Annotated in this window: 26 protein-coding genes and 1 tRNA gene; 15 read left to right on the forward strand and 12 right to left on the reverse strand. The window is 73.0% G+C overall.

Translation table 11 applies throughout. The features are described 5' to 3' along the window. Window positions 1–5: 5 nt before the first annotated feature. From BUE41_RS14020 to BUE41_RS14030, 3 genes are read right to left on the reverse strand one after another with little or no spacing between them, the layout of a single operon-like run. On the reverse strand, window positions 6–602 hold the full coding sequence (locus tag BUE41_RS14020) for a hypothetical protein (RefSeq protein ID WP_073457541.1): 597 nt from the start codon (window positions 600–602) through the stop codon (window positions 6–8). Then, complete coding sequence (locus tag BUE41_RS14025) at window positions 599–1,063, reverse strand: RidA family protein (protein ID WP_073457542.1); 465 nt, start codon at window positions 1,061–1,063, stop codon at window positions 599–601. The genes BUE41_RS14020 and BUE41_RS14025 overlap by 4 nt, the downstream gene beginning before the upstream one ends. Further along, window positions 1,060–1,239 (reverse strand): Sp36 family protein, encoded by a 180-nt coding sequence (locus BUE41_RS14030; protein ID WP_073457543.1) that lies wholly within the window; start codon window positions 1,237–1,239, stop codon window positions 1,060–1,062. Before BUE41_RS14030 ends, BUE41_RS14025 begins: the two co-directional genes overlap by 4 nt. Window positions 1,240–1,310: 71 nt before the next feature. Here BUE41_RS14030 and BUE41_RS14035 point away from each other — a divergent pair, with 71 nt between their 5' ends. Then, window positions 1,311–2,342 (forward strand): ATPase BagA, encoded by a 1,032-nt coding sequence (locus BUE41_RS14035; protein ID WP_073457544.1) that lies wholly within the window; start codon window positions 1,311–1,313, stop codon window positions 2,340–2,342. Between the two features lie 14 nt (window positions 2,343–2,356). Beyond that, window positions 2,357–3,481, forward strand: a complete 1,125-nt coding sequence (locus tag BUE41_RS14040) for an ATPase BagB (protein WP_073457700.1) — start codon at window positions 2,357–2,359, stop codon at window positions 3,479–3,481. A gap of 6 nt (window positions 3,482–3,487) precedes the next feature. On the opposite strand, the gene BUE41_RS14045 is transcribed toward BUE41_RS14040, so the two are convergent. Then, window positions 3,488–3,844: a WhiB family transcriptional regulator gene (locus BUE41_RS14045; RefSeq protein ID WP_073457545.1), complete on the reverse strand. Its 357-nt coding sequence runs from the start codon at window positions 3,842–3,844 to the stop codon at window positions 3,488–3,490. Window positions 3,845–4,020: 176 nt separating this feature from the next. Between BUE41_RS14045 and BUE41_RS14050 the strand changes: the two genes are divergently transcribed. The 7 genes from BUE41_RS14050 (at window position 4,021) to BUE41_RS14085 (ending at window position 12,061) form a co-directional block, all read left to right on the forward strand. Further along, entirely contained in the window at window positions 4,021–6,402 is a 2,382-nt protein-coding gene (locus BUE41_RS14050; RefSeq protein ID WP_234997253.1) for a transglycosylase domain-containing protein, read from the forward strand. Window positions 6,403–6,468: 66 nt separating this feature from the next. Beyond that, entirely contained in the window at window positions 6,469–6,783 is a 315-nt protein-coding gene (locus BUE41_RS14055) for a hypothetical protein (protein WP_073457546.1), read from the forward strand. Between the two features lie 116 nt (window positions 6,784–6,899). Continuing rightward, on the forward strand, window positions 6,900–8,885 hold the full coding sequence (locus BUE41_RS14060; RefSeq protein ID WP_234997254.1) for an MFS transporter: 1,986 nt from the start codon (window positions 6,900–6,902) through the stop codon (window positions 8,883–8,885). Continuing rightward, window positions 8,882–10,033 carry a DNA polymerase III subunit delta' gene (locus tag BUE41_RS14065; RefSeq protein WP_073457547.1) on the forward strand — a complete coding sequence of 384 codons (1,152 nt, stop codon included), beginning with the start codon at window positions 8,882–8,884 and terminating at the stop codon, window positions 10,031–10,033. Before BUE41_RS14060 ends, BUE41_RS14065 begins: the two co-directional genes overlap by 4 nt. Before the next feature lie 70 nt (window positions 10,034–10,103). Beyond that, window positions 10,104–10,179: transfer RNA gene (locus BUE41_RS14070), tRNA-Thr, on the forward strand. A 170-nt stretch (window positions 10,180–10,349) separates the two neighbouring features. After that, the gene (locus BUE41_RS14075) at window positions 10,350–11,159 is read left to right on the forward strand and encodes a class I SAM-dependent methyltransferase (protein WP_073457548.1); all 810 of its coding nucleotides are present in this window, start codon (window positions 10,350–10,352) and stop codon (window positions 11,157–11,159) included. Window positions 11,160–11,731: 572 nt separating this feature from the next. Then, window positions 11,732–12,061, forward strand: coding sequence for a cupin domain-containing protein (locus BUE41_RS14085; RefSeq protein WP_073457549.1), 330 nt, complete (start codon window positions 11,732–11,734; stop codon window positions 12,059–12,061). Window positions 12,062–12,074: 13 nt separating this feature from the next. Here the strand turns inward: BUE41_RS14085 and BUE41_RS14090 are convergent, their stop codons facing one another. The 4 genes from BUE41_RS14090 to BUE41_RS14105 are packed head-to-tail and all read right to left on the reverse strand — an operon-like array spanning window position 12,075 to window position 16,027. After that, a complete protein-coding gene (locus BUE41_RS14090; RefSeq protein ID WP_073457550.1) occupies window positions 12,075–13,091 on the reverse strand; it encodes an ABC transporter substrate-binding protein in 1,017 nt (338 codons plus the stop codon). After that, entirely contained in the window at window positions 13,088–13,960 is an 873-nt protein-coding gene (locus BUE41_RS14095) for an ABC transporter permease (protein WP_234997256.1), read from the reverse strand. Before BUE41_RS14095 ends, BUE41_RS14090 begins: the two co-directional genes overlap by 4 nt. After that, window positions 13,957–14,742, reverse strand: a complete 786-nt coding sequence (locus BUE41_RS14100; protein WP_073457551.1) for an ABC transporter ATP-binding protein — start codon at window positions 14,740–14,742, stop codon at window positions 13,957–13,959. The genes BUE41_RS14095 and BUE41_RS14100 overlap by 4 nt, the downstream gene beginning before the upstream one ends. Before the next feature lie 31 nt (window positions 14,743–14,773). Further along, window positions 14,774–16,027, reverse strand: a complete 1,254-nt coding sequence (locus tag BUE41_RS14105; protein ID WP_234997258.1) for an FAD-dependent oxidoreductase — start codon at window positions 16,025–16,027, stop codon at window positions 14,774–14,776. Between the two features lie 135 nt (window positions 16,028–16,162). Between BUE41_RS14105 and BUE41_RS14110 the strand changes: the two genes are divergently transcribed. Both BUE41_RS14110 and BUE41_RS30240 read left to right on the forward strand, forming a co-directional pair. Beyond that, window positions 16,163–17,074, forward strand: coding sequence for a LysR family transcriptional regulator (locus BUE41_RS14110; protein ID WP_084754993.1), 912 nt, complete (start codon window positions 16,163–16,165; stop codon window positions 17,072–17,074). A gap of 278 nt (window positions 17,075–17,352) precedes the next feature. After that, window positions 17,353–17,532 carry a hypothetical protein gene (locus BUE41_RS30240; RefSeq protein WP_143172152.1) on the forward strand — a complete coding sequence of 60 codons (180 nt, stop codon included), beginning with the start codon at window positions 17,353–17,355 and terminating at the stop codon, window positions 17,530–17,532. Window positions 17,533–17,550: 18 nt separating this feature from the next. On the opposite strand, the gene BUE41_RS14115 is transcribed toward BUE41_RS30240, so the two are convergent. Further along, the gene (locus tag BUE41_RS14115; RefSeq protein WP_084754995.1) at window positions 17,551–18,216 is read right to left on the reverse strand and encodes a GntR family transcriptional regulator; all 666 of its coding nucleotides are present in this window, start codon (window positions 18,214–18,216) and stop codon (window positions 17,551–17,553) included. Window positions 18,217–18,254: 38 nt separating this feature from the next. Here BUE41_RS14115 and BUE41_RS14120 point away from each other — a divergent pair, with 38 nt between their 5' ends. Further along, window positions 18,255–19,430, forward strand: a complete 1,176-nt coding sequence (locus BUE41_RS14120) for a glycerate kinase (protein ID WP_073457553.1) — start codon at window positions 18,255–18,257, stop codon at window positions 19,428–19,430. Window positions 19,431–19,497: 67 nt separating this feature from the next. Here BUE41_RS14120 and BUE41_RS14125 read toward each other — a convergent pair whose 3' ends face one another. Then, the gene (locus BUE41_RS14125; protein ID WP_073457554.1) at window positions 19,498–20,094 is read right to left on the reverse strand and encodes a class I adenylate-forming enzyme family protein; all 597 of its coding nucleotides are present in this window, start codon (window positions 20,092–20,094) and stop codon (window positions 19,498–19,500) included. Here BUE41_RS14125 and BUE41_RS30775 point away from each other — a divergent pair. The 3 genes from BUE41_RS30775 (at window position 20,087) to BUE41_RS30245 (ending at window position 21,263) form a co-directional block, all read left to right on the forward strand. Then, entirely contained in the window at window positions 20,087–20,242 is a 156-nt protein-coding gene (locus tag BUE41_RS30775; protein WP_159444909.1) for a hypothetical protein, read from the forward strand. The two genes, BUE41_RS14125 and BUE41_RS30775, sit on opposite strands and share 8 nt — an antisense overlap. 2 nt (window positions 20,243–20,244) lie before the next feature. Next, window positions 20,245–20,658 carry a Zn-ribbon domain-containing OB-fold protein gene (locus tag BUE41_RS14130; RefSeq protein WP_073457555.1) on the forward strand — a complete coding sequence of 138 codons (414 nt, stop codon included), beginning with the start codon at window positions 20,245–20,247 and terminating at the stop codon, window positions 20,656–20,658. Window positions 20,659–20,798: 140 nt separating this feature from the next. Continuing rightward, entirely contained in the window at window positions 20,799–21,263 is a 465-nt protein-coding gene (locus tag BUE41_RS30245; RefSeq protein WP_143172153.1) for a TetR/AcrR family transcriptional regulator, read from the forward strand. Window positions 21,264–21,410: 147 nt separating this feature from the next. On the opposite strand, the gene BUE41_RS14140 is transcribed toward BUE41_RS30245, so the two are convergent. Together BUE41_RS14140 and BUE41_RS14145 are read right to left on the reverse strand one after the other, a co-directional pair. Beyond that, a complete protein-coding gene (locus BUE41_RS14140) occupies window positions 21,411–23,039 on the reverse strand; it encodes a flavin-containing monooxygenase (protein ID WP_073457557.1) in 1,629 nt (542 codons plus the stop codon). 33 nt (window positions 23,040–23,072) lie between these two features. After that, window positions 23,073–23,996 (reverse strand): alpha/beta hydrolase, encoded by a 924-nt coding sequence (locus BUE41_RS14145; RefSeq protein ID WP_073457558.1) that lies wholly within the window; start codon window positions 23,994–23,996, stop codon window positions 23,073–23,075. Between the last annotated feature and the right edge of the window lie 3 nt (window positions 23,997–23,999).

Here is a 23,999-nt window from a genome sequence, read left to right on the forward strand (position 1 = left end):
CCACGTCACGCGCTCGTCCGCTCTGCAGCGGTGCTGCGCCAGAGCGCCGTGCTACCGATGATGGCTGCCTCGTGGTACGGCGTGGGCTCCCCGTTCGGCGGAAGCACCTCTACGCACGGTGTGCGGTCGCCGTGCGCCCGGAGGATACGTTGCGCCGTTGCGGTGATCTCCCAGGGGTGGTCGCCGCCCCGGATGATGACGACGCGTTGCCGGCCGTGCGGGCCGACCCGCCACGCCTGGCGCAGCTCGGTGACGCCGGGACGGTCGCGGACGATGGCGAGCACGCTCAGCAGCGCCGGGTCGGGCGGCACGTCCTCGCCCGGCTCGAACACCGGGACCGCGGGGACGCCGACGGCAGGCAGGATCGCGTCCAGCAGCCGCGGCGCGGCCCCCCACGCGCCCGCGCAGGCGCCGAGCAGCTCCATCTCGTCGTCCGTCAGCCCGATGCGGTTGCGCAGGAGCTCCTTGGGCAGGGTGCTCGCCAGGGCCGCCCGGCCGCCCGCTGCGAGCCAGTCGCGCAAGCGCCACAGCAGCTCGTCGGGCAACCGGTCGGCCAGGCGGAGCAGGAGCTCGTGACAGGCCGCCTCGGGCGTGGCCGTCATCCCGGAGCTACCTCGACGATCAGCTCCACCTCGACCGGCACGCCGAGCGGCAGCTCCGCGACCCCGACGGCGGACCGGGCGTGCTTGCCCGCCTCGCCGAACACCTCGGCCAGCAGGTCAGACGCGCCGTTGATCACGCCGGGCTGGCCGGTGAAGCCCTCGGCCGAGGCCACGAACCCGACCACCTTGATCACGCCGGTGACCGCGTCGATGCCGACCAGGTCGTCGATCGCGGCGAGGGCGTTCAGCGCGCAGATGCGGGCCAGCCCGTTGGCCTCCTCGGCGGAGACGGTGTCACCGACCTTGCCGGTGGCCGCTGGCTTGCCGTCGACGATCGGGACCTGACCGGCCGTGTAGACCAGGTTGCCGGTGCGGCGGGCGGGCACGTACGACCCGGCGGGCGCCGGCACCTTCGGCAGCGTGATGCCGAGCTCGGCCAGCCGCTCGCTGGGGGTGCTCATGACTGCACCGGCCGCTTGAACCAGGCGACGAGCTGCTCTCCGGTGGCCCCGGTGGTGATCGTCACCAGCTCCCAGCCGTCGCGTCCGAAGTTGTTGAGGATCGCCTGCGTGTTGTGGATCAGCACCGGTGCCGTGAGGTACTCCCACTTCGTCACCGCGGGTCCTGGAGAGCTCATGTCCCGCAACTGTAGTGCGCCTCTCATCACCGAAGGCCAGGCGGTCGAGCCGGGACGCCTAACCTGAACTGGTGACCGATTGGGCGACCGGTGCTGGTTGGACCAGCGAGCTGTCCGCCGCACGTCTGCACGTCGTGTCCGGCAAGGGCGGTACCGGTAAGACGACGGTCGCCGCGGCCCTGGCGCTCGCGCTCGCCGCGGGCGGCCGGCGGACCCTGCTGGTGGAGGTCGAGGGCCGCCAGGGCATCGCGCAGCTGTTCGACACCGCACCGCTGCCCTACGAGGAGCGCAAGATCGCCGTCGCCCCCGGTGGCGGGGAGGTGCGGGCCCTCGCGGTCGACGTCGAGGCCGCGCTGCTGGAGTACTTCGAGCTGTTCTACAAGCTCGGGATGGCCGGGCGGACCCTGCGGCGCATGGGCGCCATCGAGTTCGCCACCACGCTCGCGCCGGGCCTGCGGGACGTCCTGCTCACCGGCAAGGTCAAGGAGTGCGTCACCCGCACCGGCCCGGACGGGCGCCCCGTCTACGACGCCGTCGTGCTCGACGCGCCGCCGACCGGGCGCGTGGTGAAGTTCCTCGACGTCACCACGGCGATGGCGGACCTGGCCCGCAGCGGCCCGATCCACAAGCAGGCCGAGGGCGTGGTCGCGCTGCTGCACTCACCGCAGACCGTCGTGCACCTGGTCACGCTGCTGGAGGAGCTGCCGGTCACCGAGACCCTGGAGACCGTCGAGGAGCTCGCCGCCGCGGGGCTGCGCGCGGGCGCGGTGATCGCCAACCAGGTGCGCCCGCAGTGGCTACCGGACCGGTCGGTCGCGGCCGCGGCCGGGGGCCGGGTCGACGCAGGGCGCATCCGCCAAGCGCTGGCCGGGGCCGGCCTCGACCTGCCCGACGACGTCATCGACGGGCTGGTCGCCGAGACCATCGAGCACGCCCGGCGCGTCGAGTCCGAGGCCGCCGCGCAGCAACGGCTCGACGCGGCCACCGGCGTGGCCCGGCTGCAGCTGCCGCAAGTGCTCGGCGGCATCGACCTGGGGACGCTGTACGACCTGGCAGAGTGCTTGATCGAGCAGGGCGTGGGCGTCGGGAAGGTGAGCGCGTGAGCCCGCAGACGACGATCGAGCCGCTCGACATCGACGCGCTGCTCGACGACCCCACCACCAAGGTGGTCGTCTGCTGCGGGTCCGGCGGTGTCGGCAAGACCACTACGTCAGCCGCGCTCGCCGTGCGCGCCGCCGAACGCGGCCGCCGGGCCGTGGTGCTCACCATCGACCCGGCCAGGCGGCTCGCGCAGGCGCTCGGGCTGGCGCGGCTGGCCAACGAGCCCCGCCGCGTCGAGGGCGTCGGGCCGGGCGAGCTGTGGGCGATGATGCTGGACATGCGCCGCACCTTCGACGAGATGGTGCAGGCCCACGCCACGCCCGAGCGAGCCGCGGCGATCATGGCGAACCCCTTCTACCAGACGATCTCCACGTCGTTCTCCGGCACGCAGGAGTACATGGCGATGGAGAAGCTGGGCCAGCTCGTCGCCGGCGGCGAGTGGGACCTCATCGTCGTCGACACCCCGCCGTCGCGCTCCGCGCTGGACTTCCTCGACGCCCCGCAGCGCATGTCGACCTTTCTCGACGGGCGGATGATCCGGCTGCTCTCCGCGCCCGGCCGCGGGATCATGAAGGTCGTCGGCGTCGGGTTCTCGCTGTTCGCCAAGGCCGTCTCGACGATCATCGGCGGCCAGATGCTCACCGACGCCTCGGCGTTCGTGCAGGCCTTCGAGAGCGTGTTCGGCGGGTTCCGCGAGCGCGCCGAGGCCACCTACCGGCTGCTGCGCTCGCCGGGCACCGCCTTCCTCGTGGTCGCCGCGCCGGAACCGGACGCGCTGCGTGAGGCCGCGTACTTCGTCGATCGCCTCTCCGCGGACGGCATGCCGCTGGCCGGGCTCGTGCTCAACCGCACCCACCCGGTGCTGGCCGACCTCTCCGCCGCGAAGGCGCGGGCGGTGGCCGACGAGCTGCGCGGTTCCCCGCTCGCCGCGGCGGTGCTGCGGCTGCACGCTGACCGGGTCGACCTGGCCGCCCGCGAGGAGCGGCTGCTGGCCCGGTTCACCCACGCCCACCCCGGGGTCGCCGTCGCGCGGGTGCCGGTCGTGGAGGGCGACATCGCGGACCTCGACGGGCTGCGCGAGATCGGGGAGCGCATCGCCGGGCAGGTACCGCACCTCGTCCCGCACGCGAGCAGTCCATGACCCGCGCTACCTGCCGCACGTCGTCGGAACGGGCCTGCGCGGCCAGCGGTCCGACCGCGGCCGGATCACCGGCCGTTCCTCGCCCGTCTCGGCGTAGTGCCGGTCGCGGGCGCTGAACAGCAGGTCCGTCCACGACTCGACGTCGGGCCGGGCGCGCAGCAGCGCGCGCCGCTCCCGCTCGGTCATGCCGCCCCACACCCCGAACTCGACGCGGTGGTCCAGGGCGTGCGCCAGGCACTCCGTGCGGACCGGGCACGGCCGGCAGAACTGCCGGGCCTCACGCTGCGCCGCGCCCGTGACGAACAGCTCCTCCGCGTGCGCGGTGCGGCACCGCGCCGCGCTCCGCCAATGCGCGCCCACCATCCGGTGCTCCCTCCCCCACAGTCCCGCCCAGCAGGGCCCTCACAGCCGGCTCTGACGGATTCTGTGAGCCACCGGTTCCCGCAACCACCGAGTAGAAGTACTCAACTTCGCTCTGTGCACCCCGGCCCGGCGACGTCAACGGGGATCGCACGGCTCGCCGCGTAACCTGACTCCCCGTGAGTGGAGAGCGCCGCATCGCCCGTTCGATCGGACTGCTGGCCGCGTCGGCCCTCGCGTCCGGCACGCTCCTCGCTGGGGTCTCCTTCCCCGTGGTCGGCGGCCTCGGGCTGCTCTCGCAGCGCGCGGGCGACAGCGTCACCAGCACCACCACCGACGTCGCCGACGGCCCGCTGCCGCTCACCACCACCGTCACCGACAACCAGGGCAACCCGATCGCGCGGTTCGCCGAGCCCAACCAGAACCGCACCGAGCTCACCGCCGACGAGATCTCCCCGGCGATGAAGGCCGCGATCGTCGCGATCGAGGACCGGCGCTTCTACCAGCACGAGGGCGTCGACTGGCAGGGCACGATCCGCGCCCTGATCGCCAACACCAGCTCCGGCGACGTCGTGCAGGGTGCGTCCACGCTCACCCAGCAGTACGTCAAGAACTACTTCCTCTACGTCACGGCCCAGACCGAGACCGAGCGGCTCAAGGCAACCGAGCAGACCGCAGCCCGCAAGCTGAAGGAGGCGCAGATCGCGCTGCGCCTGGAGCGGCAGCTGTCCAAGGAGGAGATCCTCACCCGTTACCTCAACATCGTCTCCTTCGGCAACGGAGCGGCCGGGATCGCGTCGGCGGCGCGGACGTACTTCAACACCACGGCCGACAAGCTGACCGTCCCGCAGGCCGCGCTCTTGGCGGGCATGGTGCGCAGCACCAGCCAGTTCGACCCGGTCCAGCACCCGGAGGCGGCGCTGGAGCGGCGCAACGTCGTCATCCAGCAGATGCACGAGCAGGGGATGATCGACGAGAACCAGGCGCGGGAGGCCATGGCCGCGCCGCTGGGCATCGTGGACCCCCTGGTCACCCAGCCGATCGGCTGCATCGGCGCCGGCACGGCCGGCTTCTTCTGCAAGTACGTGGTCGAGTACCTGACGAACGCGGGCTTCACGATGGAGCAGATCAACCGCGGCGGGTACACGGTCAAGACCACGCTCGACCCGAACGTGCTGGAGAAGATGAAGGCCGCCCTCGACAAGGAGGTGCCGCCGACCCAGCCGAACGTGGCCAACGTGATGGCGGTCGTCGAGCCCGGCAAGGACAAGCACCGGGTGCTCGGCATGGCCTCCAGCCGTGTGTTCGGCCTCAACGCCGAGAAGATGGAGACCAGCTACGGCCTGCCGTACGAGCCGGTCAACCTCGGCGCGGGTTCGGTCTACAAGATCTTCACGGCGGCGACGGCGATGGCCAAGGGCATGGGCATCAACCACGTGCTCACCGTGCCGCCGAGCGGGTACACCTCCCCGATCTACGTCGACGGCGGCGGCCGCCCCATACCGGTGCGCAACTCCGGCGACTACGCCGGCCGGATGAGCCTCACCCAGGCGCTGGCCACCTCGCCGAACACGGCGTTCATCAAGCTCGAGGAGTTCACCGGCGTCCCCGACGTCGTCGACATGGCGGTGAAGCTGGGCATGCGCTCGCTCGCCACCACCAAGTTCGTCGACCCGCGGACCGGGCGGCCCACCGACCGCTCCATCGCCGAGGTCACCAAGGCGCAGAAGCAGGCCTCGTTCACCCTCGGCGTCAGCCCGACCAGCGTCCTGGAGCTGGCCAACGTCGGCGCCACGCTCGCGAGCGAGGGCACGTGGTGCCCGCCCAGCCCGATCGAGTCGATCACCGACCGCAACGGCAACCCCGTCCCGCTCACCGAGGCGCCCTGTGAGCAGGTCGTCGAGACCGGTCTGGCCAACGCGCTGCTGAACGCCCTGGGTGAGGACCACACCATCGGCACCGCGGCGAGCGCAGCCCGCCAGGCCGGGTGGAACCGGCCGATGGCCGGCAAGACCGGAACCACCCAGCAGCACAAGTCCGCGGCGTTCCTCGGGGTGGTGCCGCAGATGTCCGGCGCGGTGATCACCTTCGACAACACGAACCGGCCCCGGCCGCTCTGCGACGGTGCCGGTGCCCCCTTCCCGTGCGGCAGCGGCAACATCTTCGGTGGTAAGACCCCCGCCCAGACCTGGTTCGGCGCCGTGAAGCCGCTGCTCGAGGGCCAGCCCGTGATCCCGCTGCCGCCGGTCGACGACCGCTACCTCAACGGCAGCGCCGAGACCCGGGTGCCCGACGTCGTCGGCCGCGGCCAGAACGAGGCCCGCAGCATCCTCGAACGCGCGGGCTGGCAGGTCACCACGCTCACCGTCGACAGCGCGGCCCCGCGCGGCACGGTCGTCAACCAGTCGCCGCGCGGTAACGCCCTGCCCGGCGAGCAGATCCTCCTGTCGATCTCCAGCGGCACCCCTCCGGCGCCGCCCCCCGCCCCCGCCGGCGGCGGTGACGACGGCGACGGAGACGACGGCGGCGGTGGCGGTGGAGACGGGGACGGCGGCGACTGATCCGTGACCCGGACGGGTGTCGCGTTCGGACCGGCTCCGAGCCGCTGACCGGCATACCATCGCGGCATGCCCGGGTCGGACGATGCGCTGCGCACGCCGTGGCCGACGGGTCGGCGACGGCCGGCGCGCACCCGCGCCTCCGCCGACGCCACCGCGGCGCGGATCGTGCTGCGCATCCCGCGCCGGCCGCCCCCGCCGCCGCAGCCGGTCGACCTGACCAAGCCGCGGCCCCCGGTTCGCGACGACGGATCGCTGCTCGGGTTCTCCCGCTTCACGTGGAGCAAGTTCGGTGGGCGCGTCTACCGCGCGGCGATCATCGCTCTGTACTCGTTGATCTTCGTGGAGATGCTGGCGGCCATGCTGGACGGCATCTCGCGGTAGCTCCCGTGCGTCCGTCCGTCCGGGCAGGTGAGTTGCGCCTCCGGGCTCCCCGCGGGACGCGGGTGCGGGCCCCTCGCGGACTACCCTGAATCCGCAGCGGTTCCGACGCGGAGGAGGTGGCAGCGATCGAACACCCGTCGGTGCCGTCGCTGTCGGCGTCCACCGCCCATCGCGTGCGCAGCGTGCTGGCCATCCCGGCGTTTCGCCGCCTGTGGCTGGTCACGTCGGTGGCCGGGGCGTGCGACTGGCTCTCGCTGCTCGCGCTGTCCGCGCTGGCCACCCAGCTGACGGACGGCTACGCGGCGCAGAGCTTCGCCCTCGGCGGCGTGGTGGCCACCAAGCTCCTGCCGTCGCTGGTGCTCGGGCCGCTGGCCGGGGCGCTGGCCGACCGGTTCGATCGGCGCCGGGTGATGGTCGTCTGCGACGTCAGCCGGTTCGTGCTGTACCTGTCCATCCCGATCATCGGCTCGCTGACCTGGCTGTTCGTCGCGACGTTCCTGATCGAGATCTGCGCGATGTTCTGGATCCCGGCCAAGGACGCGTCGGTGCCGAACCTGCTGCGCCGCCCCGACCAGGTGGAGACGGCGAACCAGCTCAACCTCGTCATGACGTACGGGGTCGGGGTGATCAGCGCGGCGGGCGCGTTCACGCTGCTGTCCAGCGCCGAGCAGGTGTTCGGTTGGTCGCGGTTCGACACCGTGCAGATCGCGCTCAGCGGATCCGGCTTGGCGTACCTGACGATCGCGCTGACCGTGCTGCTGGGCATCCCGGAGATCTCCGGGCGGGCCGGGCAGCAGCGCGAGACGGCGCCCGGCGTGCTGCGCATGATCCGCGACGGCGCCGAGTTCGTCACCCGCACCCCGCTCGTGCGCGGCCTGGTCATCGGCATCGTCGGCGCGTTCACCGCGGGCGGCGCCGTCATCGGCACGGCCACGCTGTACGCCAAGAGCCTCGGCGGCGGCAACGCCGCCTACGGGCTGCTGTTCACCTCGCTGTTCGTTGGGCTGGCGTTCGGCATGGGGGTGACCCCGCGGACGGCCGCCAAGATCCCGCACAACCGGCTGTTCGGGGCCGCCATCGTCGCGGCGGGCGGCATGCTCGTCGTGGTCGCGCTGGCCCCGCACCTGTACGTCGCGCTGGTGTCGGTGCTGGTGGTCGGCAGCTGCGCCGGGATCGCGTTCCTCACCGGGCTCACGATCATCGGCGCCCAGGTCGCCGACGCCGTGCGCGGGCGGGTGGTCGCGTTCGTCCAGTCGATCGTGCGGATCACGCTGCTCGGGGCGATGGCGCTGGTCCCGGTGGGCGTCGGCCTGGTCAGCCAGCACCGCATCGACGTGTTCGGCGCGACCTTCGTCATCGACGGCACCCGCGTCGTGCTGCTGGCCGGCGGGTTGGTGGCCGTCGTCGTCGGGGTGATCGCCCATCGGCAGATGGCCGACCGGCCCACCGAGGCGATGCTCTCCGACCTGCTCACGGTGCTGCGCCGCGGCGAACCCCGGGAGGGCACGGGTGTGCTGATCGCGGTCGAGGGCGCGACCACCGGCTCGCACGCGGCCGAGCTGGCGGCCCGGCTGCGCGCCCAGGGGTACCCCGTCGTCGAGCCCGACGACGGCGAGACCGACCGCGCCCGCTGGGCCGCCGCCACCCGCGAGGCGGCGCTCGCCGGGCGGCGGGCGAAGGCGCTGGCCGCCGCCGCGGTGCGGGCCGACCAGGTGGAACGGATGATCCGGCCCGCGCTGGCGGCCGGGGCCGTCGTCGTGGTCGACCGGTTCCTCACCGGCCCGCTCATGCAGGTCCTGGAGGAGCAGTCCGGTGCGCGCCTGTGCCCCGCCGAGCTGGAGCACCTGGCCGACTGGGCGACCGGGCGACTGCGCCCGGACGTGTCGGTGGTCCTGGACTCGCCGCCCGCGCACGGGGCGGCCACGAGTCCCATCGAGCACGCCCGCCTGCAGCGGCTGCTCACCGGCGTCGCCGCTGCTGAGCCGCATCGCTACGTGGTCGTCGACGCCGACGCCGAGGACGCGCTCGACCGCATGCTCGACGGCCTGCGGCCTGCGCTGCCGCCGGCCACGGCCACCGAGACGGAGGTGCCCGCCGAATGAGCGTCTGGGACGAGGTCGTCGGCCAGCCCGCGGCAGTCGCCGAGCTGCGGGCCGCCGCGGAGAACCCGGCCGCGATGACCCACGCGTGGCTGTTCACCGGGCCGCCCGGATCGGGCCGCTCGACCGCCGCGCGGGCGTTCGCCGCCGCGCTGCAGTGCCCCCGACACGGGTGCGGGGAGTGCACCTCGTGCCACACGGTGATGACAGGAACCCACTCCGACGTCCGCGAGATCGTGCCGGAGGGGCTGTCGATCTCGGTGAAGTCGGTGCGCACGCTCGTGCAGCAGGCGGCGCGCAAGCCGGCGACGGGCCGCTACCAGGTCCTGATGATCACCGATGCGGACCGGCTCACCGAGAGCGCGGCGAACGCCCTGCTGAAGTTCGTCGAGGAGCCGCCGGAGCAGACGATCTTCCTGTTGTGCGCACCGTCGGACCATCCCGAGGACGTGCGCATCACCATCCGCTCGCGCTGCCGGGTCATCCCGCTGCGCATCCCGGCCCCGGAGGCGATCGCCGACGTGCTCGTCCGCCGCGACGGCATCGATCCCGAGCAGGCCCGCTGGGCGGCGTCGGTGTGCGGCGGGCACGTCGGCCGGGCCCGCCGGCTCGCCCGCGACGGGGAGGCCCGCAAGCACCGCGAGGCCGTGCTCGGTCTTCCGCTGCGCATCCGCGGCCTCGGCGACGCGTTCGCGTTCGCCGGCGACCTGGTGCGCGAGGCGAAGGCCGAGGCCACCGAGTTGTCGGAGGCCCGGGACGCGGCCGAGCGCGAGGAGCTCGCGATCGCGATGGGTGCGGGCGGCACCGGCAAGGGCGTGGCCGCGGCCGCGCGCGGGGCGAAGGCGGCGGAGAAGGAGCTGGAGCGCCAGCAGAAGTCCCGCCACACCCGCACCCAGCGCGACGCGATCGACCGCGCCCTCACCGATCTCGCCGGTTTCTACCGCGACGCGCTCGTCGCCGGTGCCGGGGCGGATGTACCGCTCACCCACCCGGACCGCGAGGCCGACATCCGCACGGCGGCCGCGCAGTGGTCGCCGGAGTCGATCCTGCGCCGGCTCGAGGCCGTGCTCGCCTGCCGCACCGCGCTCGACGTCAACGTCAAGCCGGAGGTCGCGGTCGAGGCGATGATGGTCGCGCTGCACCGCGGCTGACCTGGGCGCATCCGGTCGGGAGGGTCGCTCGGCGGGCGTCGACAGGCGGTAGATACACTGCTGGTGCCACGCCGCCTTAGCTCAGTCGGTAGAGCAACGCACTCGTAATGCGTAGGTCGTCGGTTCGATTCCGACAGGCGGCTCCACCTCGGATCTGCAGCTCTTTCCCCGGCTGCTCGTCTCCTCGTCTCCTCGTCTCCTCGTTGCGGTTCTGGCAGTCGCTGCCCGTCACCCCTCTCGGCGAAAGGGTTGCCTAACCTAATCTGAGCTCCTAGGGTTCAGCGCAGACCCCTCCGCCAACAGGGAATGCGCGCTGATGACGACGAGTGCCCACTCGCCCCTTCCGCTGGCCGACCGGCCCGACGCCGACCTGCCCGGCCACTGGCTGCTCGCCCGGCTCGGCAAGCGGGTGCTGCGCCCGGGCGGCGTGGAGCTGACCCGGCGGTTGCTCGCGGCCGCCGAGGTGGGCGGCGCCGACGTCGTCGAGCTCGGGCCGGGCCTGGGCCGCACCGCCAGCGACATCGTCGCGGCGAAGCCGCGGTCCTACGTCGGTGTCGACGACACCGCGGCGGCCACCGAGGCGGTGCGTGCGATCGTCGAGCCGGTCGCCGGGAAGGTGGTCGTGGCCGACGCCGCCGAGACCGGGCTGCCCGACGGCAGCGCCGACGTGGTGATCGGCGAAGCGATGCTGACCATGCAGGGCGACCGGAACAAGCGGGCGATCGTCGCCGAGGCGTTCCGGGTGCTGCGGCCCGGCGGACGCTACGCCATCCACGAGCTCGGCCTGCAGCCGGACACGCTGCCGCAGGAGGCGAAGGACCAGATCCGCAAGGACATGGCGCGGGCGATCAAGGTCAACGCGCGGCCGCTGACCACCTCGGAGTGGGTCGAGCTGCTCACCGACGCCGGATTCGAGGTGGTCTCGGTCGACCACGCCGAGATGGCGCTGCTGGATCCGCGCCGGATGATCGCCGACGAGGGCCTGCGCGGCGTGCTGCGGATCGTCGGCAACCTGCTGCGCCGCCCGGCCGCGCGCAAGCGCGTCCTCACCATGCGCAGGACGTTCAACCTGTACCGGGACGCGCTCACCGCCATCGCCGTGGTCGGCGTCGTCCCGCAGGAGTGACGTCCGCGCCGCCACCGGACCGCGCGGCGGGCCAGCAGCGGCAGAAGGTGCTCGAGATCGTCAAGCGCACCGCCGAGCCCGTCGACGCCAGCGGGTGGCCGCGGAGCTTCGGATCCACGTCACGACGGGACCCGGTTCCACCTGGCCACGTCGGCGGACCAGGGCGCGATCCGGCGGGGTCGGCGCCGGCCGGTGGCCGGTGCCGACCCCGGGTCACCTACGAGCCGACGCCCCGGCTCGACGACGCCGACACCGTGGCGCTGTTCGCGGCCCGTCCGGGCGGCACCGCCGAGGAACGCGAGCGGCGGCGCCCGCGCCGGAGCCGATCTGGCCCACCGGCTCCCGGTGGCCCGCCGCCGCACCGAGGACACCACGGTCGCCGACCTGGTCGTCGAGATGTCGGGAGGTGGTCCGCGGCATCCAGCAGGGCCTCATCCGGGAGGTGCTCGAATCCCGACGTCGACGTCGTCGGCCCCAACCGGGTCGCGGCGGCCCCGGGAGCCGAGCAGCTCCTGCGGGATCGGCCTGCTCCTGCGGCCCGGCGACTGATCCATCCGAGAGAGAGGTGCTCCGTGCAACCCGTTTCGCTCACCGGCCTGAGCGACCAGCAGATCACCGAGGCCCGCGCGGCGAGCGCCGGGCGCACCGCGGCCACCCTGCACGGTGGCCGCGACCACCGGCGGAAGCAGGTGCTGCTCACGCTGGCCGCCGGCCGGGAGCTGGCCGATCACGACAACCCCGGAGAGGCGACGCTGCTCGTGCTGCGCGGCCGGGTCCAGCTGGGCACGGCCGGGGGTTCCGCCGAGATCGCGGAGGGGGAGTACCTGGTGATCCCGGCGGAACGCCACCACCTCGTCGCGCTCGAGGACGCGACGGTCCTGCTGACCGTCGTCGCCCGCTGATCTCCGGCCCGGGTCAGGTCTCCCGGGCGCCCGCGGCGAACCGCGTCTCGACGAACGTCGCCGGGTCCATGGGCTCGGAGTACTCCAGCAGCCCGGCATCGAGGTAGGTCTGCTGCATCGCCGACATGTCCTCGGGCGACGGGGCGAGATCGGGCAGCCACTCGTAGAGCGGCAGCGACCGCACCGTCTCGACGTCCTGCTGGGTCGCGGCGGCGAGGATCCGCAGGTTCTCCTCGGACTTCGCCTGGTCGCCCTGCAGATCGCGGGCCCCGCGGGCGAGCGCGGAGAAGAACCGCTGCGCTCGGTCGTCGGTCACGAAGTGCGCGCCGAAGATGACCCCGGTCGACTTGTTCCCGGCGGGCGGCACCGCGAGCGGCACGCCGGTGCCGGCCCGCTCCATGTGGACGTTGAACGGCGCGCTCGTCGTCGCGGCGTCCACCGCACCGCTCTCCACCGCCGCCGGCATGTCCGGGTTGGCCAGGTTGACCGGCTGGATGTCGCGCAGCGTCAGGCCGCCGGTGCGGAGCATGCGGTCGGTGAGGTAGCCGCCCGAGCTGCCCGGCCCGCCGGCGATGGCGATCCTGCGGCCGCGCAGGTCGGCGACCGAGCGGACCTGCCCGCTGTCGACCAGCGCCTTCGAGACCACGAGCGCGGACGGCGGGTCGTCCATCTTGCCGTCGCTGACGGCCATGCTGCCGACCACCTTGATCTGCAGGCCGCTCTGGATCGCGTTGAACAGCCCCGCCGAGAAGCCCGCGACCACGACGTCGAGCTGCCGGTTGGCGGCCAGCGGCACGGCGTCCTGCCCGGACTTCACCGGCTGCAGCTGGATCCGGATACCGGCGTCGGCGAAGTAGCCCTTCGCCTCGGCGATGTACAGCGGAGAGAACAGCGTCGAGACGACGTGGGCGACCCGCACCGGCTCGGTGCTGCCATCACCACTGCCGCCGCTGCTCCCGCCCGTGCCGCACCCAGCGAGCACGAGCGTGGCCGCGGCCAGCAGCGCCGCGACGATCCTGCGTGCGCTCATCGGACTCCCTTCCGCATCCGTCGGCGGCCCGGTGTGCTGCGCCGCCAGGGCAGGAGCAGGCGCTCCAGCCCGAGCAGCAGGCCCGTCAAGGCGGCACCCAGCGCCGACACCACGATCAGCCCGACGTACATGCGTTCGGGCTGGAACAGCTGCCACGAGTTCCAGATCAGGTAGCCGAGCCCGCTCTCCGAGGCGACGAACTCGACGGCCGTGACGACGACGACGGACATGCCCGCGGAGACCCGCAGGCCGGTGAACACCGCGGGCATCGCGGCGGGCAGTACGACGTAGCGGAAGCCCTTCCAGCCGGTCGCGCCGTAGGCCCGCGCGGCCTCCAGCACCCGCGGGTCGATCTGCTTGTAACCCGCCAACGTGTTGATCTGCAGCACGAAGAACACCGCGATCGCCACGGCGAGCACCTTCGGCGTCTCGGTGATGCCGAAGATCAGCAGCAGCAGCGGCAGGATCGCGATCTTCGGCAGGGCGTAGAGCGCGGTGAACGTGAGGTCCAGCGCCGCCCGCACCGGCCGGATCGCGCTCATCAGCAGCCCGACCGCGATGCCGGCCACCGCACCGGCGACGAACCCGACCACGAGCCGGGCCACCGTCGCCAGCAGGTGCAGGATCAGCTCACCGCTGAGCGTCAGCTCGACACCGCGGGCCAGGATCGCCGACGGCGGGGAGAACAGCAGCGGATCGATCGCGCCCGTGCGCGCCCCGATCTCCCACAGCGCCAGCAGCGCCATCGGAGTCGCCGCGGCGAGCACGACGTCCCGGCGCCTGCGGCGCAGCTCGGCGCGCAGCTCGGCGTCGATCGCGACCCCGACCTCGTCCGGGACGACCGGCGCGGCCGCCGGCACCGCGGTCACGGCGCCACCGCCGCCGCGCTGACCTCGTCGCGCAGCGACGCCCAGATCCGCCCGCGCATCTCAGCGAACGCGGCGGTCGCCTCGATCTGCGACGACCGCGGCCGCGGGAACGGGACCTCGATGTCCTCCTTGAGGTGGCCGGGTCGCGCCGTCATGATCAGCACCCGGTCGCCGAGCAGCAGTGCCTCCTCGATCGCGTGCGTCACGAGCACGACGGTCTTGCGCTCGGCCTCCCACAGCGTCAGCAGCAGCTCCTGCATGAGCATCCGGGTCTGGGCGTCGAGCGCGCCGAGCGGCTCGTCCATCAGCAGGGCGGGCCAGCCGGTGGCGAACGCCCGCGCGATCGCGACGCGCTGGCGCATGCCGCCGGAGAGCTGGTGCGGGTAGGCCTGCGCGAAGTCGGCCAGCCCGACCTGGGCGAGCCAGTGGCGGGCCAGCTCACGGCGCTCCGCCCGGCCCATGCCCTCCATGCGGGCGCCGAACGCGACGTTCTCCTCCACCGTGAACCACGGGAAGACCCCGTGCTCCTGGAAGACGAACGCGGCCCCGCCCGCGGCGGTGCGCACGCTCCCCGTCGTCGGGGTCTCCAGGCCGCCGAGGATGCGCAGCAGCGTCGACTTGCCGCAGCCGGACGGCCCGACGATGCAGGTGAACGACCCGGCCGGGACGGTGAAGCTGGTCTCCGCCAGGGCCGTGACCACCTGGTTGTCGGCCAGGAACGTCTTGGTGACCCGCCGGACGTCGAACGCGACGCCCGGCGGCGCCGGTGATGATGTGCTCACGGGTGTTCTCCTCTCGATCTACGGCCCCGGTTCACAGCAGCGCTCCCTGTTCCCGCAGCGTCCGTTGGACGGCCGCGACGTCGACCGCGCCGGTGCGGGCGTGCAGCGCGGCGGCGACCCCGGCGGCGTGGCCGGTGGCGAAGGCGGTGCCCATGACCCGCGTCGACGCGTAGGCCCGCCGGTCGGTGCTGACCAGTCGGCCCGCCGCCCAGACGTTGCGCATCGACGCCGCGGTGACGGCGCCCAGCGGGATGTCGAACCAGCCGCCGTCGCGGACGTCGTCGTGGCGGACGCGGCCCGGCTCGGAGTGGTCCTCGATCGGCCAGCCGCCCCGGGCGACGACCACGTCCGGCCGCTTGCGCCCGGCCAGCACGTCCTCGGCGGTGACGACGTCGCGCCCGCGCAGCCGGCGGGTCTCGCGGACCCCGAGCTCGGGCCCGGTCGCGGCGAGGTAGCTGGTCTCCCAGCCGCGCGCCCCGGCGCGCAGCGCCGCGAAGTAGTGCTGGGCCTGCGCGCGGGACTCGACGGCGGCCCGGGTGGCGTCGGCGACGTCGAGCATGTCCCGGTGCTGGTCGACGACCAGCACCATGACCTCGCCCGAGACGGGGAGGCGCACGAGGTTTCCGTGGTCGCGGGGCAGCGGGACGCCGCGGGCTGCGCGGTAGGCGCGCACGGCGCGCGCCATCCCGGCGGGCGTGAGGTCCGCGTCCGCGGCGACCCCGCCCACGCGCATCACCAGGGTGCTCGCCTGCCGCTCCTCGACCGGCAGCACCACCGTCTCCACGCCGGCGGCGGCGAGCAGCGCGCCGTCGCCGCTGCAGTCGATGAAGGCGGATCCGGACACGGTCAGCGCGCCGCCGGGATGCACCAGCCGCACCGCCGTGATGCGGTCGCCGTCGGTGTCGGCGGCGTGGACGATCGAACGCAGCAGCACCGTCACCCCGGAGTCGAGCAGCAGCGAGTCGAGAACGCGCTTGGTCGTCTCCAGGTCGAGCAGGACGACCTTGTTGCCCGACGCCTGCGAGACGTGCGTGCGGTAGAGGTCCAGCTCGGCGAGCCGGTCGAGGAACAGCTGCCCGACCCCGGCGACCACCTGCCGGTGCGCGCGGTCGAAGAAGCCGCAGTAGGTGAGCACCGAGCTGGCCACCGCCGCGCCGCCCAGGTAGCCGTGCTGCTCGACCAGGCAGGTGCGGGCCCCGGTCACTGCGGCCCCGACGGCCGCGGCGACCCCCGCCGCGCCGCCCCCGACCACGACGACGTCGAACGCCAGGACTTCGTCATCCACTGCGATCCGGGTCCCCTCGTGCACGGTGCGGCGGCAGCGCCGTCGCCGGACGCCGTCATGGTCGCCGGGCACGAGCTCTTCAAACAGATCCGAGTTGGGCTTGGCTGCCATGCCCTGTGGGCATAACCTGCGGGCGTGGTGGAACTGCGGCACCTCGTCTACTTCCGCACGGTCGCGCAGCTCGGGTCGATCGCGAAGGCGGCTGCGGCGCTGCACATGACCCAGCCGACGCTGAGCCGGCAGATCGCCCGGCTCGAACGCACCCTCGGTCACCGGCTGCTGCAGCGCACCAGCCGCGGGACCACCCTGACCCCGGCCGGTGAGGGGCTGCGCCGCCACGTCGAGGCGATCCTGGAGCTGACCGACCGCATCCCGGACGTGCTGCGCGACGCCGAGGCGGGCGGCCGCACCATCCACATCGGCATCCCGCCCGGCCTGCCGCACGACTGGTTCGCCGCCTTCACCGAGGCGCTGCGCGGGATCGCGCCCACCGTGCACGTCGCGGTGCGGGAAGCGACCAGCGAGGCGCAGCGCGGCCTGCTGCACGGCGGCGTGATCGACATCGGGCTGCTGCACACCGAACCGCGGGAGCTGCGGTCGGTCGAGGTGCTCACCCAGCGGTTCGGCTGCGCGGTGCGCGACCCCGACCGGTTCGCCGGCCGCACCTCACTGACCCTCGAGGACCTCGCCGGCCTGCGCGTGCTCGCCCACTCCGACCAGGACAGCCCCGGCCAGGAGGCGCGGCTGCGCGCCACCGCGCAGGCGCTCGACGCGCCGATCGAGTGGGTGTTCCGCCGCTTCTCCGAGCACGGTCAGCTGATCGCGAGCACCGCAGGCGTCGACGTCGCGCTGCTCGCGGCCTCGTCGTCGCGGCGGCACTTCCCGCAGTGGCGCTGGATCCCGCTCGATCTGTCCGACGAGGTCAACTCCGTGGTCCGGACCTGGGCGGCGTGGGCCGACCCGGACCTGCCGGACCTGCAGCCGTGCCTAGCGGCGATGCGCACGGCGTCGGAGCGGACGGCAGCGGCGGACCGGCTACCGGCGTGAGACCCGCGGTCACACCGGTCACGGCAGTTCGCTCAGGACCGCCCGAAGTCCTCGGCGAGCAGGTCCTGGTGGTTCCGGCCGAGATCGGTGCGCCCGCTGGCGACGGGACCGAACCAGGCCGGTCGCCGCTCGGCTACCGGACGTGGTCCGACCGGGGCTGGCGGCGGCCCTCGGCGAGCACGGCGGGTTCGCGGTCGTCGGGTAGTTCCTCGACGAGCCGCGTCGGCTCGTCGCGCTCGGCGCTCACGATCGCCGGAGAGCTCCGGCAGGTCGAGCCCATGGGCCGAATCGCCCGTCCCCGCTGCCGGTACCGTCGCGCCGCACGCGCACCCCGGCTGCGGGTCACCGTGCTCGACGTCGACCCACCGTCGCCGGGGCTGGCGGGCAGGAGGCCCGTCCGCCGGCCAGGACGCCTGGTGCCGCGCGCCGCGGTGCTGGCCGTGCTGCGGGAGACGTAGCCGACCTGACCTCGGCGGTCAGGACACACCCCCCGGTGCGTCCTCGCGCGCCGCGGCGATCAGCGCGTCCCGGGCCCTGGTCAGGTGGGCGTCAGTGGCGGCTGCGGCCCCGTCCGGGTCGGCCGCGGCGAGGCACCGCAGGATCTCGTCGTGCTCGTCGGCGATGGTGTCCGCCGCGATCAGCTGCCGGGCCTGGACCCGCGCCATGCAGACGTGGACCTCGGACAGCAGCGCTGCGTGCATGCGGCGCAGCCGGGGGCTGCCGCAGGCCTCGACCAGGACGCGGTGGAAGCGGATGTCCTCGGTGACGACGCGCAGCGCGTCGCCGAGCGCGACGGCCTGGCGCAGGGCCGCGTTGGCGATCGCGGCCTCGGCCGGGACGGTGCCTGCGGCGGCCAGCCGGACGTGGGCGTGGCGCTCGATGAGCAGCCTGCTGTCGTAGAGGTCCGCGAGATCGTCCGGGCCCATCCGCGCAACGACCGAGCCGCGGCGGCCGTTGCGGATCAGCAGCCCGTCGGCGACGAGCCGGTCGATCGCGGCCTTCGCGGTCGGCCGGCCGACCCCGAACCGCGCGGCGACGCCGACCTCCGTCACGACCGCGCCGGGCGGCTCGTCGCCGACGAGGATCCGGTTCCGCAGGGCCTCCTCGACGGCGTCCACCACCGACCGTGTGTGCAGCGTCACGATCCTCCCTCGACCGATCCAATGTATTACATGAGCTCATGACGGTCGACGAGGACGCCGACGGCCCCCGCGTGCTGGTCGCGCCCGACAAGTTCAAGGGCTCGCTGACCGCGGCCGAAGCGGCGCGGGCGATCGCCGACGGCGTCCGGGCCGCGCTGCCCGGCAGCCGAGTGATCGAGCTCCCGGTCGCCGACGGCGGGGAGGGCACGGTCGACGCGGTCGTCGCGGCAGGCGGGACCCGCCACGTCGTGGCCGTCACCGGCCCCACCGGGGCCCCGGTCGACGCGGCGTGGGCGGCGCTGGGCGAGGTCGCGGTCGTCGAGCTCGCCGCCGCGGACGGGCTGCAGTTGCTCAGGCCGACGCGGACGACCGCGTTGACGGCGGGCTCCAGCGGCACCGGCGAGGTGGTCCGCGCCGCGCTCGACGCCGGGTTCCGGCGGATCGTCATCGGGCTCGGCGGCTCGTCGGGCACCGACGGCGGCACCGGCCTGCTGACCTCACTCGGTGCCCGCTTCCTCGACGCGGACGGGCGGCCCGTGCCACCTGGTGGCGGCAGTCTCCGCCGGATCGCCGAGGTCGATCTCGATGCGCTCGATCCTCGGCTCGCCGAGGCCGACGTCGTCGTGTGCTGCGACGTCGAGGTCCCGCTCACGGGCGAGCGCGGGGCGGCGGCGCTGTTCGGGCCGCAGAAGGGGGCGGCGCGCGAGGACGTCGCCGAGCTCGACGCCGGTCTCGCCCACCTCGCGGAGGTTCTGCACGCGGTGACGGGCCGGGACGCGGCCGCCGTCGCGTGGGGCGGCGCCGCCGGCGGCGTGTCCGGTGGCCTGTACGCGGCGCTCGGGGCCCGCTTCACGCCGGGAGCCGACTACGTGGTCACCCTGCTCGGCCTCGACGACCGACTCGCCGAGGCTGATCTGGTCGTCGTCGGCGAGGGCCGCATGGACCGCACGTCGCTGACCGGGAAGGCGCCCGTCGAGGTCGTCCGCCGGGCCGTCGCCGCCGGGGTAGCCGCAGTGGCGGTGGTGGGTGCGCTCGCGCTCACCGAGGATGAGGTCGCCGCGGCGGGGCTGCGGGCGGTGCGCAGCGCGGTCGACGAGGCGGGCTCTGCGGCCGAGGCCCTCACCCGGCCCGAGCACTGGGTGCGCGCTGCGGCGGAGACCGTGGCGAGGACTGCCGTCGAGAACGAACTCGTGGTGATCGAAGAGCCTCGTTGATCACCACAGCTTCGTTCTCGACGCGACCCCGGCCGGTGACCACCGCCGGCGACCGGCCGCCGCTCGGTCACCCGACCGCCCGCTCGCGTCCGGCCCAGTGCCGCTCGCGCAGCACCCGCCGGAACACCTTGCCGACGGCGGTCTTCGGGATGTCGTCGACGATCTCGAACGACAGCGGCTTCTTGTACGAGCCGAGGCCGCGCTCGACGCAGTGCCGCTGCAGCTCCTCCAGGGTCACCGTGCCGCCCGGGCGGAGCGAGACGCAGGCGTGCACCGCTTCGCCCCACTTCGCGTGCGGCACGCCGATCACCGCGACCTCGTTGACCGCGGGGAGCTCGGCGATGACGTCCTCGACCTCCCGCGGGTACACGTTCAGCCCACCGCTGATGATCATGTCGTTCTTGCGGTCGACGATCGTGATGTACCCGTCGGCGTCCCGGGTGGCCAGGTCGCCCATGCGGAACCAGCCGTCGGTGTGCGCGGCCGCCGTCGCCTCCGGCTGGTTCCAGTACTCCACCGAGACGGCGTCGCCGCGCACCCACACCTCACCGATCTCGCCCACGTCGGCGTCGCTGCCGTCGTCGCGGACCACCCGCACGTCGAAGAACGGGCAGGGCCGCCCGCACGACGCGAGCCGCTCCGGGTGGTGGGCCAGCGTGCTCAACGCGGCGTTCTGGGAGGGCACCGGCATCCCCGCTGGGCTGCGGCTGGAGCGCGAGGTCACCGCCCGCTACTGCCTGACCAGCGAGGACGCCGTGGAGGGGCTGCGGGCCTTCGCCGAGAAGCGCACGCCGAGGTTCACGGGACGGTGAGGATGACCCTCGACCAGGCACCCGCTCCGCCGGTTCCCCAGCCGGACCCGGACAGCGCGCCGTACTGGCAGGCGCTGCGCGAGCACCGCGTCGTCGTGCAGCGGTGCGCGGCCTGCGGGGTGCACCACTTCCCGCCGACGCCGGGCTGCCCGCACTGCGGTCACCCCGACGTGACCTGGGTGGAGGTGCCCGCGACCGGCACCGTCTACTCGTACGTCACGGTGCACCGCGCTTTCGACCCCGCGTTCGCTGATCAGGTCCCGTACGTCATCGCGACCGTGGACCTGGACTGCGGGGCCCGGGTGATCGGCAGGCTCACCGGCCCGGCCGCGATCGACGCCCGCGTCGAGGGCGAGTTCGCCGACCACCCGGAGTGGACGGAGCTGAGGTTCCGCGTCGCGGCGGCGTCGTCCTGACGGGCCGGGCAGGCGCGGTCGGTAGGCTCACGGCCACGATCGTCGAGGGGGTCGAGGTGTCAGTGCCCACGTCCGGGCTGCCGGCTGCCGCCCGGTCGAGCCGGGTGGTCCGTCGCCGGAACCGGAAGGTGGTCGAGATCGTGGCCACGGCGACCGACGTGCTCTCCGAGCGCGGCTACCACGACACGAGCCTGGACGAGATCGCCGAGCGGCTCGACATCGGCAAGGCCACGCTCTACCACTACTTCCCCAACAAGGAAGCCCTGGTCATGGCCTGCATGGAGGCCGTGGGCACGCAGACGAACGAGAAGCTGCGCGTGATCGCGGCCGAGGCCGGCACGGCTCGCGAGCGGCTAGCCGCGCTGATCCGCTCGCAGCTGGACATCGTGGTGGCCCGCCCGCAGATGGCGACGCTGTTCCGCCAGCCGCGCGACCTACCGGAGGCGTTCCGCGAACGCGCCAGGGAGCTGCGCCGCGAGCACTACTCGATCTTCCGCGACGTGGTGCGCGACGGCATCGAGAGCGGCGAGTTCGCCGTCGACGACGAGGACGTCGCGCTGCACAACCTCTACGGTGCCATGAACTACGTGTCTACGGTGCCATGAACTACGTGCCGGTGTGGTTCCGGCCGAAGCGCAAGAAGGACGTCGCCGAGATGGCGACGTCCGTCGTGGACAACCTGCTGCGGTTGTTCCTGCCGGCTGCGCCGTGACGGTCCGGGGTGGCGCTCTCGCCACCCCGGACCGGACGGATCAGGCGCTCGCGCCCGCGGTCTCCGCCGCGCGTTCGAGCGCGAAGCCGCGGTAGCCGCTCGCCGCCTCGTCGGCCAGCTGCTGGCGGTAGGAGGAGATGCCGCCCATGTAGAACATCACCGCGTGCTTCTTGCCGGGGATGTTCGCTCCGAAGATCCACGACTCGGCCTTCGGGAACAATGTGGCGTCGGCGATCTCCTTGCAGGTGTCGGTCCAGCGCCGCTCCGCCTCGAAGGTGGGCTCGACCGAGCGCAGGCCCTCCCGGTCCGCCTTGGCGATCAGGTCGGCGATCCACTCGACCTGCGACTCGATGCTCGGCGGCAGGTTCGTGAACGGCCCGTTCGGGCCGAGGATCATGAACATGTTCGGGAAGCCGGCCTTCGTGATGCCGAGGTAGCTGGTCGGGCCTTCGGTCCAGTGCTCGTTGATGTGCTTGCCGCCGCGGCCGCGCAGGTCCATCGCGCGGTAGTTGCCGTCGACCGCGTCGAACCCGGTGGCGAGCACGAGCACGTCCAGCTCGTGCAGGACCCCGTCGGAGGTGCGCACGCCCTCGGGCACGATCTCCTCGATCGGGGTCTCCCGCAGCGACACCAGCGAGACGTTGGGCCGGTTGAACGTCTCGTAGTAGTCCTCGTTGCACAGCGGCCGCTTGGCGTAGAGATCGGTGGGGGTGAGCTTCCGCGCGGTCTCCGGGTCCTTGACGATCTCCTTGATCTTGTCGCGGATGAACTGCGCGGCCGCCGCGTTCGCCTCCGGGTTGGTGGCGATGTCGCAGAACGTGCCGAACATGAACCGGAAGCCGTTGCCCTTGTCCCAGTTCTCCTGGAAGACGCGGCGGCGCTCCTCCTCGGAGACGCTCATCGCCTCGACGGTGCTCTCCTCGAACCCGAACGCGACGACCGAGTTCTTGACCTGGTCCCAGATCTTGTCGAAGTTCTTCTTGGTCTCGGCGACCTCCGCCGGGTCCACGGGCCCGTTCCCGGACGGGACGCTGTACTGCGGGGTCCGCTGGAACACCGTGAGGTGCTCGACCATCTTCGCGGCGGCGCAGATGAACTGCGTGCCGGTCGAGCCGGTGCCGATCACCCCGACCCGCTTGCCGGTGATGTCGAGGTCCTTCGGCCAGGCGTTGGTGTGCACCAGCGCGCCGGCGAAGCTCTTCAGGCCCGGGATGTCGGGGATGTTGCTCTTCGCGAGCAGGCCGAGCGCGTTGACGAGCCAGCGGCAGGTCAGCTGCTGCCCGTCGGCGGTGCGGATCGTCCACAGCGCGGTGTCGACGTTCCAGTGCGCGCTCTTGACCTCGGTGTTCAGCTTGATGCTGCGGGCCAGGTCGTACCGCTCGACGACGTGTTCGAGGTAGGCCAGGATGTCCGGCTGGTCGAGGTAGCGGGTGTGCCAGTCGTACTCCTGCAGCAGCTGCTTGTCGAAGGAGTAGCGGTAGATGTAGCTCTCGGTGTCGGACTTGGCGCCGGGGTAGCGGTTGAAGTACCAGGTGCCGCCGACACCGCCGCCCTTCTCGAAGCCCTGGACGGTCATGCCGAGCTCGTTGCGCAGCTTGTGCAGCATGTAGATGCCGCCGAATCCGGCGCCGACGACGACCGCGTCGACATCGGGAGTCGTGGTGGTCATGGTGATCTCCTGATGGGTCGATGGGTCAGGTGGTCAGCCGCGGTACCAGGCGGCGATCGCGGCGATCTCGGCGTCGGCCTCGGCCGTGCGGCCCGCCGAGAACGGGAAGACGTGCTGCTGGCCCTCGACGACGTTGAGGGTCACGTCGACCCCGGCCGCGCGGGCCTTGTCGGCCACCCGGGTGGCGTCGCTGAGCAGGGCCTCGTCGCCGCCCGCGTTGACGTAGAGCCGCGGGAAGCCGGTGAAGTCGGCGTAGAGCGGGTTGGCCAGCGGGTTGTTCGGGGCGGTCTTACCGCCGAGGACGCCCGCGATCATGCCCTCCAGCAGCGGCACGGTGATCAGGGCGTCCGACTCGATGTTCGTCACCAGCGTCTCGCCCTTGTTCTCCATGTCCAGCCACGGCGAGAACGCGATCACCCGGCCGGGCAGCGGTTCGCCGGCCTCGCGCAGCGCGAGCGGGATCGCGATCGCGAGGTTGCCGCCGGCCGAGTCCCCGATCGTGGTGATGTCGGCGGGCTTGATGCCGCGCTCGACGAGGGCCTTGAACACCGCGACCCCGTCCTCGATCTGCGCGGGGTGCGGGTGCTCGGGCGCGCGGCGGTAGTCGAGCACGAACGCGGTGATCCCGATGGCCTTCGCCAGGTGGCCGGCGAGCTTGCGGTGGCTCGCGGCGGACCCGACGGCGAAGCCGCCGCCGTGGGTGTAGAGCAGCACCTGCGAGGTGTCCGCGCCGACGGGCAGGGTCCAGATGCCGGGCACCCCGCCGACGACCTCCTCGCGGTACGTCACGTCCTCGGGCTCCTTCGTGGGCTGGTGCCACTCGTCGAAGATCGCGCGGAACAGCCGCATCGTCAGGTCGGGCGTGTTGGCGATGATCTGCGCCCAGTCCGCGTAGAGCGCGTACAGCGGGTCCGCGGACGTCTTCGAGACGGGGCTGGTCGACTGCGTTGTCGTCATCGG

The sequence above is a fragment of the Pseudonocardia thermophila genome, from assembly GCF_900142365.1.
Taxonomy (GTDB): Bacteria; Actinomycetota; Actinomycetes; order Mycobacteriales; family Pseudonocardiaceae; genus Pseudonocardia; species Pseudonocardia thermophila.

Bases quoted from the DNA above. Each gene is read 5' to 3' on its own strand.
- BUE41_RS14020 (WP_073457541.1), bottom strand. From the start codon at position 602: ATGACGGCCACGCCCGAGGCGGCCTGTCACGAGCTCCTGCTCCGCCTG.
- BUE41_RS14025 (WP_073457542.1), bottom strand. From the start codon at position 1,063: ATGAGCACCCCCAGCGAGCGGCTGGCCGAGCTCGGCATCACGCTGCCG.
- BUE41_RS14030 (WP_073457543.1), bottom strand. From the start codon at position 1,239: ATGAGCTCTCCAGGACCCGCGGTGACGAAGTGGGAGTACCTCACGGCA.
- BUE41_RS14045 (WP_073457545.1), bottom strand. From the start codon at position 3,844: ATGGTGGGCGCGCATTGGCGGAGCGCGGCGCGGTGCCGCACCGCGCAC.
- BUE41_RS14055 (WP_073457546.1), top strand. From the start codon at position 6,469: ATGCCCGGGTCGGACGATGCGCTGCGCACGCCGTGGCCGACGGGTCGG.
- BUE41_RS14065 (WP_073457547.1), top strand. From the start codon at position 8,882: ATGAGCGTCTGGGACGAGGTCGTCGGCCAGCCCGCGGCAGTCGCCGAG.
- BUE41_RS14075 (WP_073457548.1), top strand. From the start codon at position 10,350: ATGACGACGAGTGCCCACTCGCCCCTTCCGCTGGCCGACCGGCCCGAC.
- BUE41_RS14090 (WP_073457550.1), bottom strand. From the start codon at position 13,091: ATGAGCGCACGCAGGATCGTCGCGGCGCTGCTGGCCGCGGCCACGCTC.
- BUE41_RS30240 (WP_143172152.1), top strand. From the start codon at position 17,353: ATGGGCCGAATCGCCCGTCCCCGCTGCCGGTACCGTCGCGCCGCACGC.
- BUE41_RS14120 (WP_073457553.1), top strand. From the start codon at position 18,255: ATGACGGTCGACGAGGACGCCGACGGCCCCCGCGTGCTGGTCGCGCCC.
- BUE41_RS14130 (WP_073457555.1), top strand. From the start codon at position 20,245: ATGACCCTCGACCAGGCACCCGCTCCGCCGGTTCCCCAGCCGGACCCG.
- BUE41_RS14140 (WP_073457557.1), bottom strand. From the start codon at position 23,039: ATGACCACCACGACTCCCGATGTCGACGCGGTCGTCGTCGGCGCCGGA.
- BUE41_RS14145 (WP_073457558.1), bottom strand. From the start codon at position 23,996: ATGACGACAACGCAGTCGACCAGCCCCGTCTCGAAGACGTCCGCGGAC.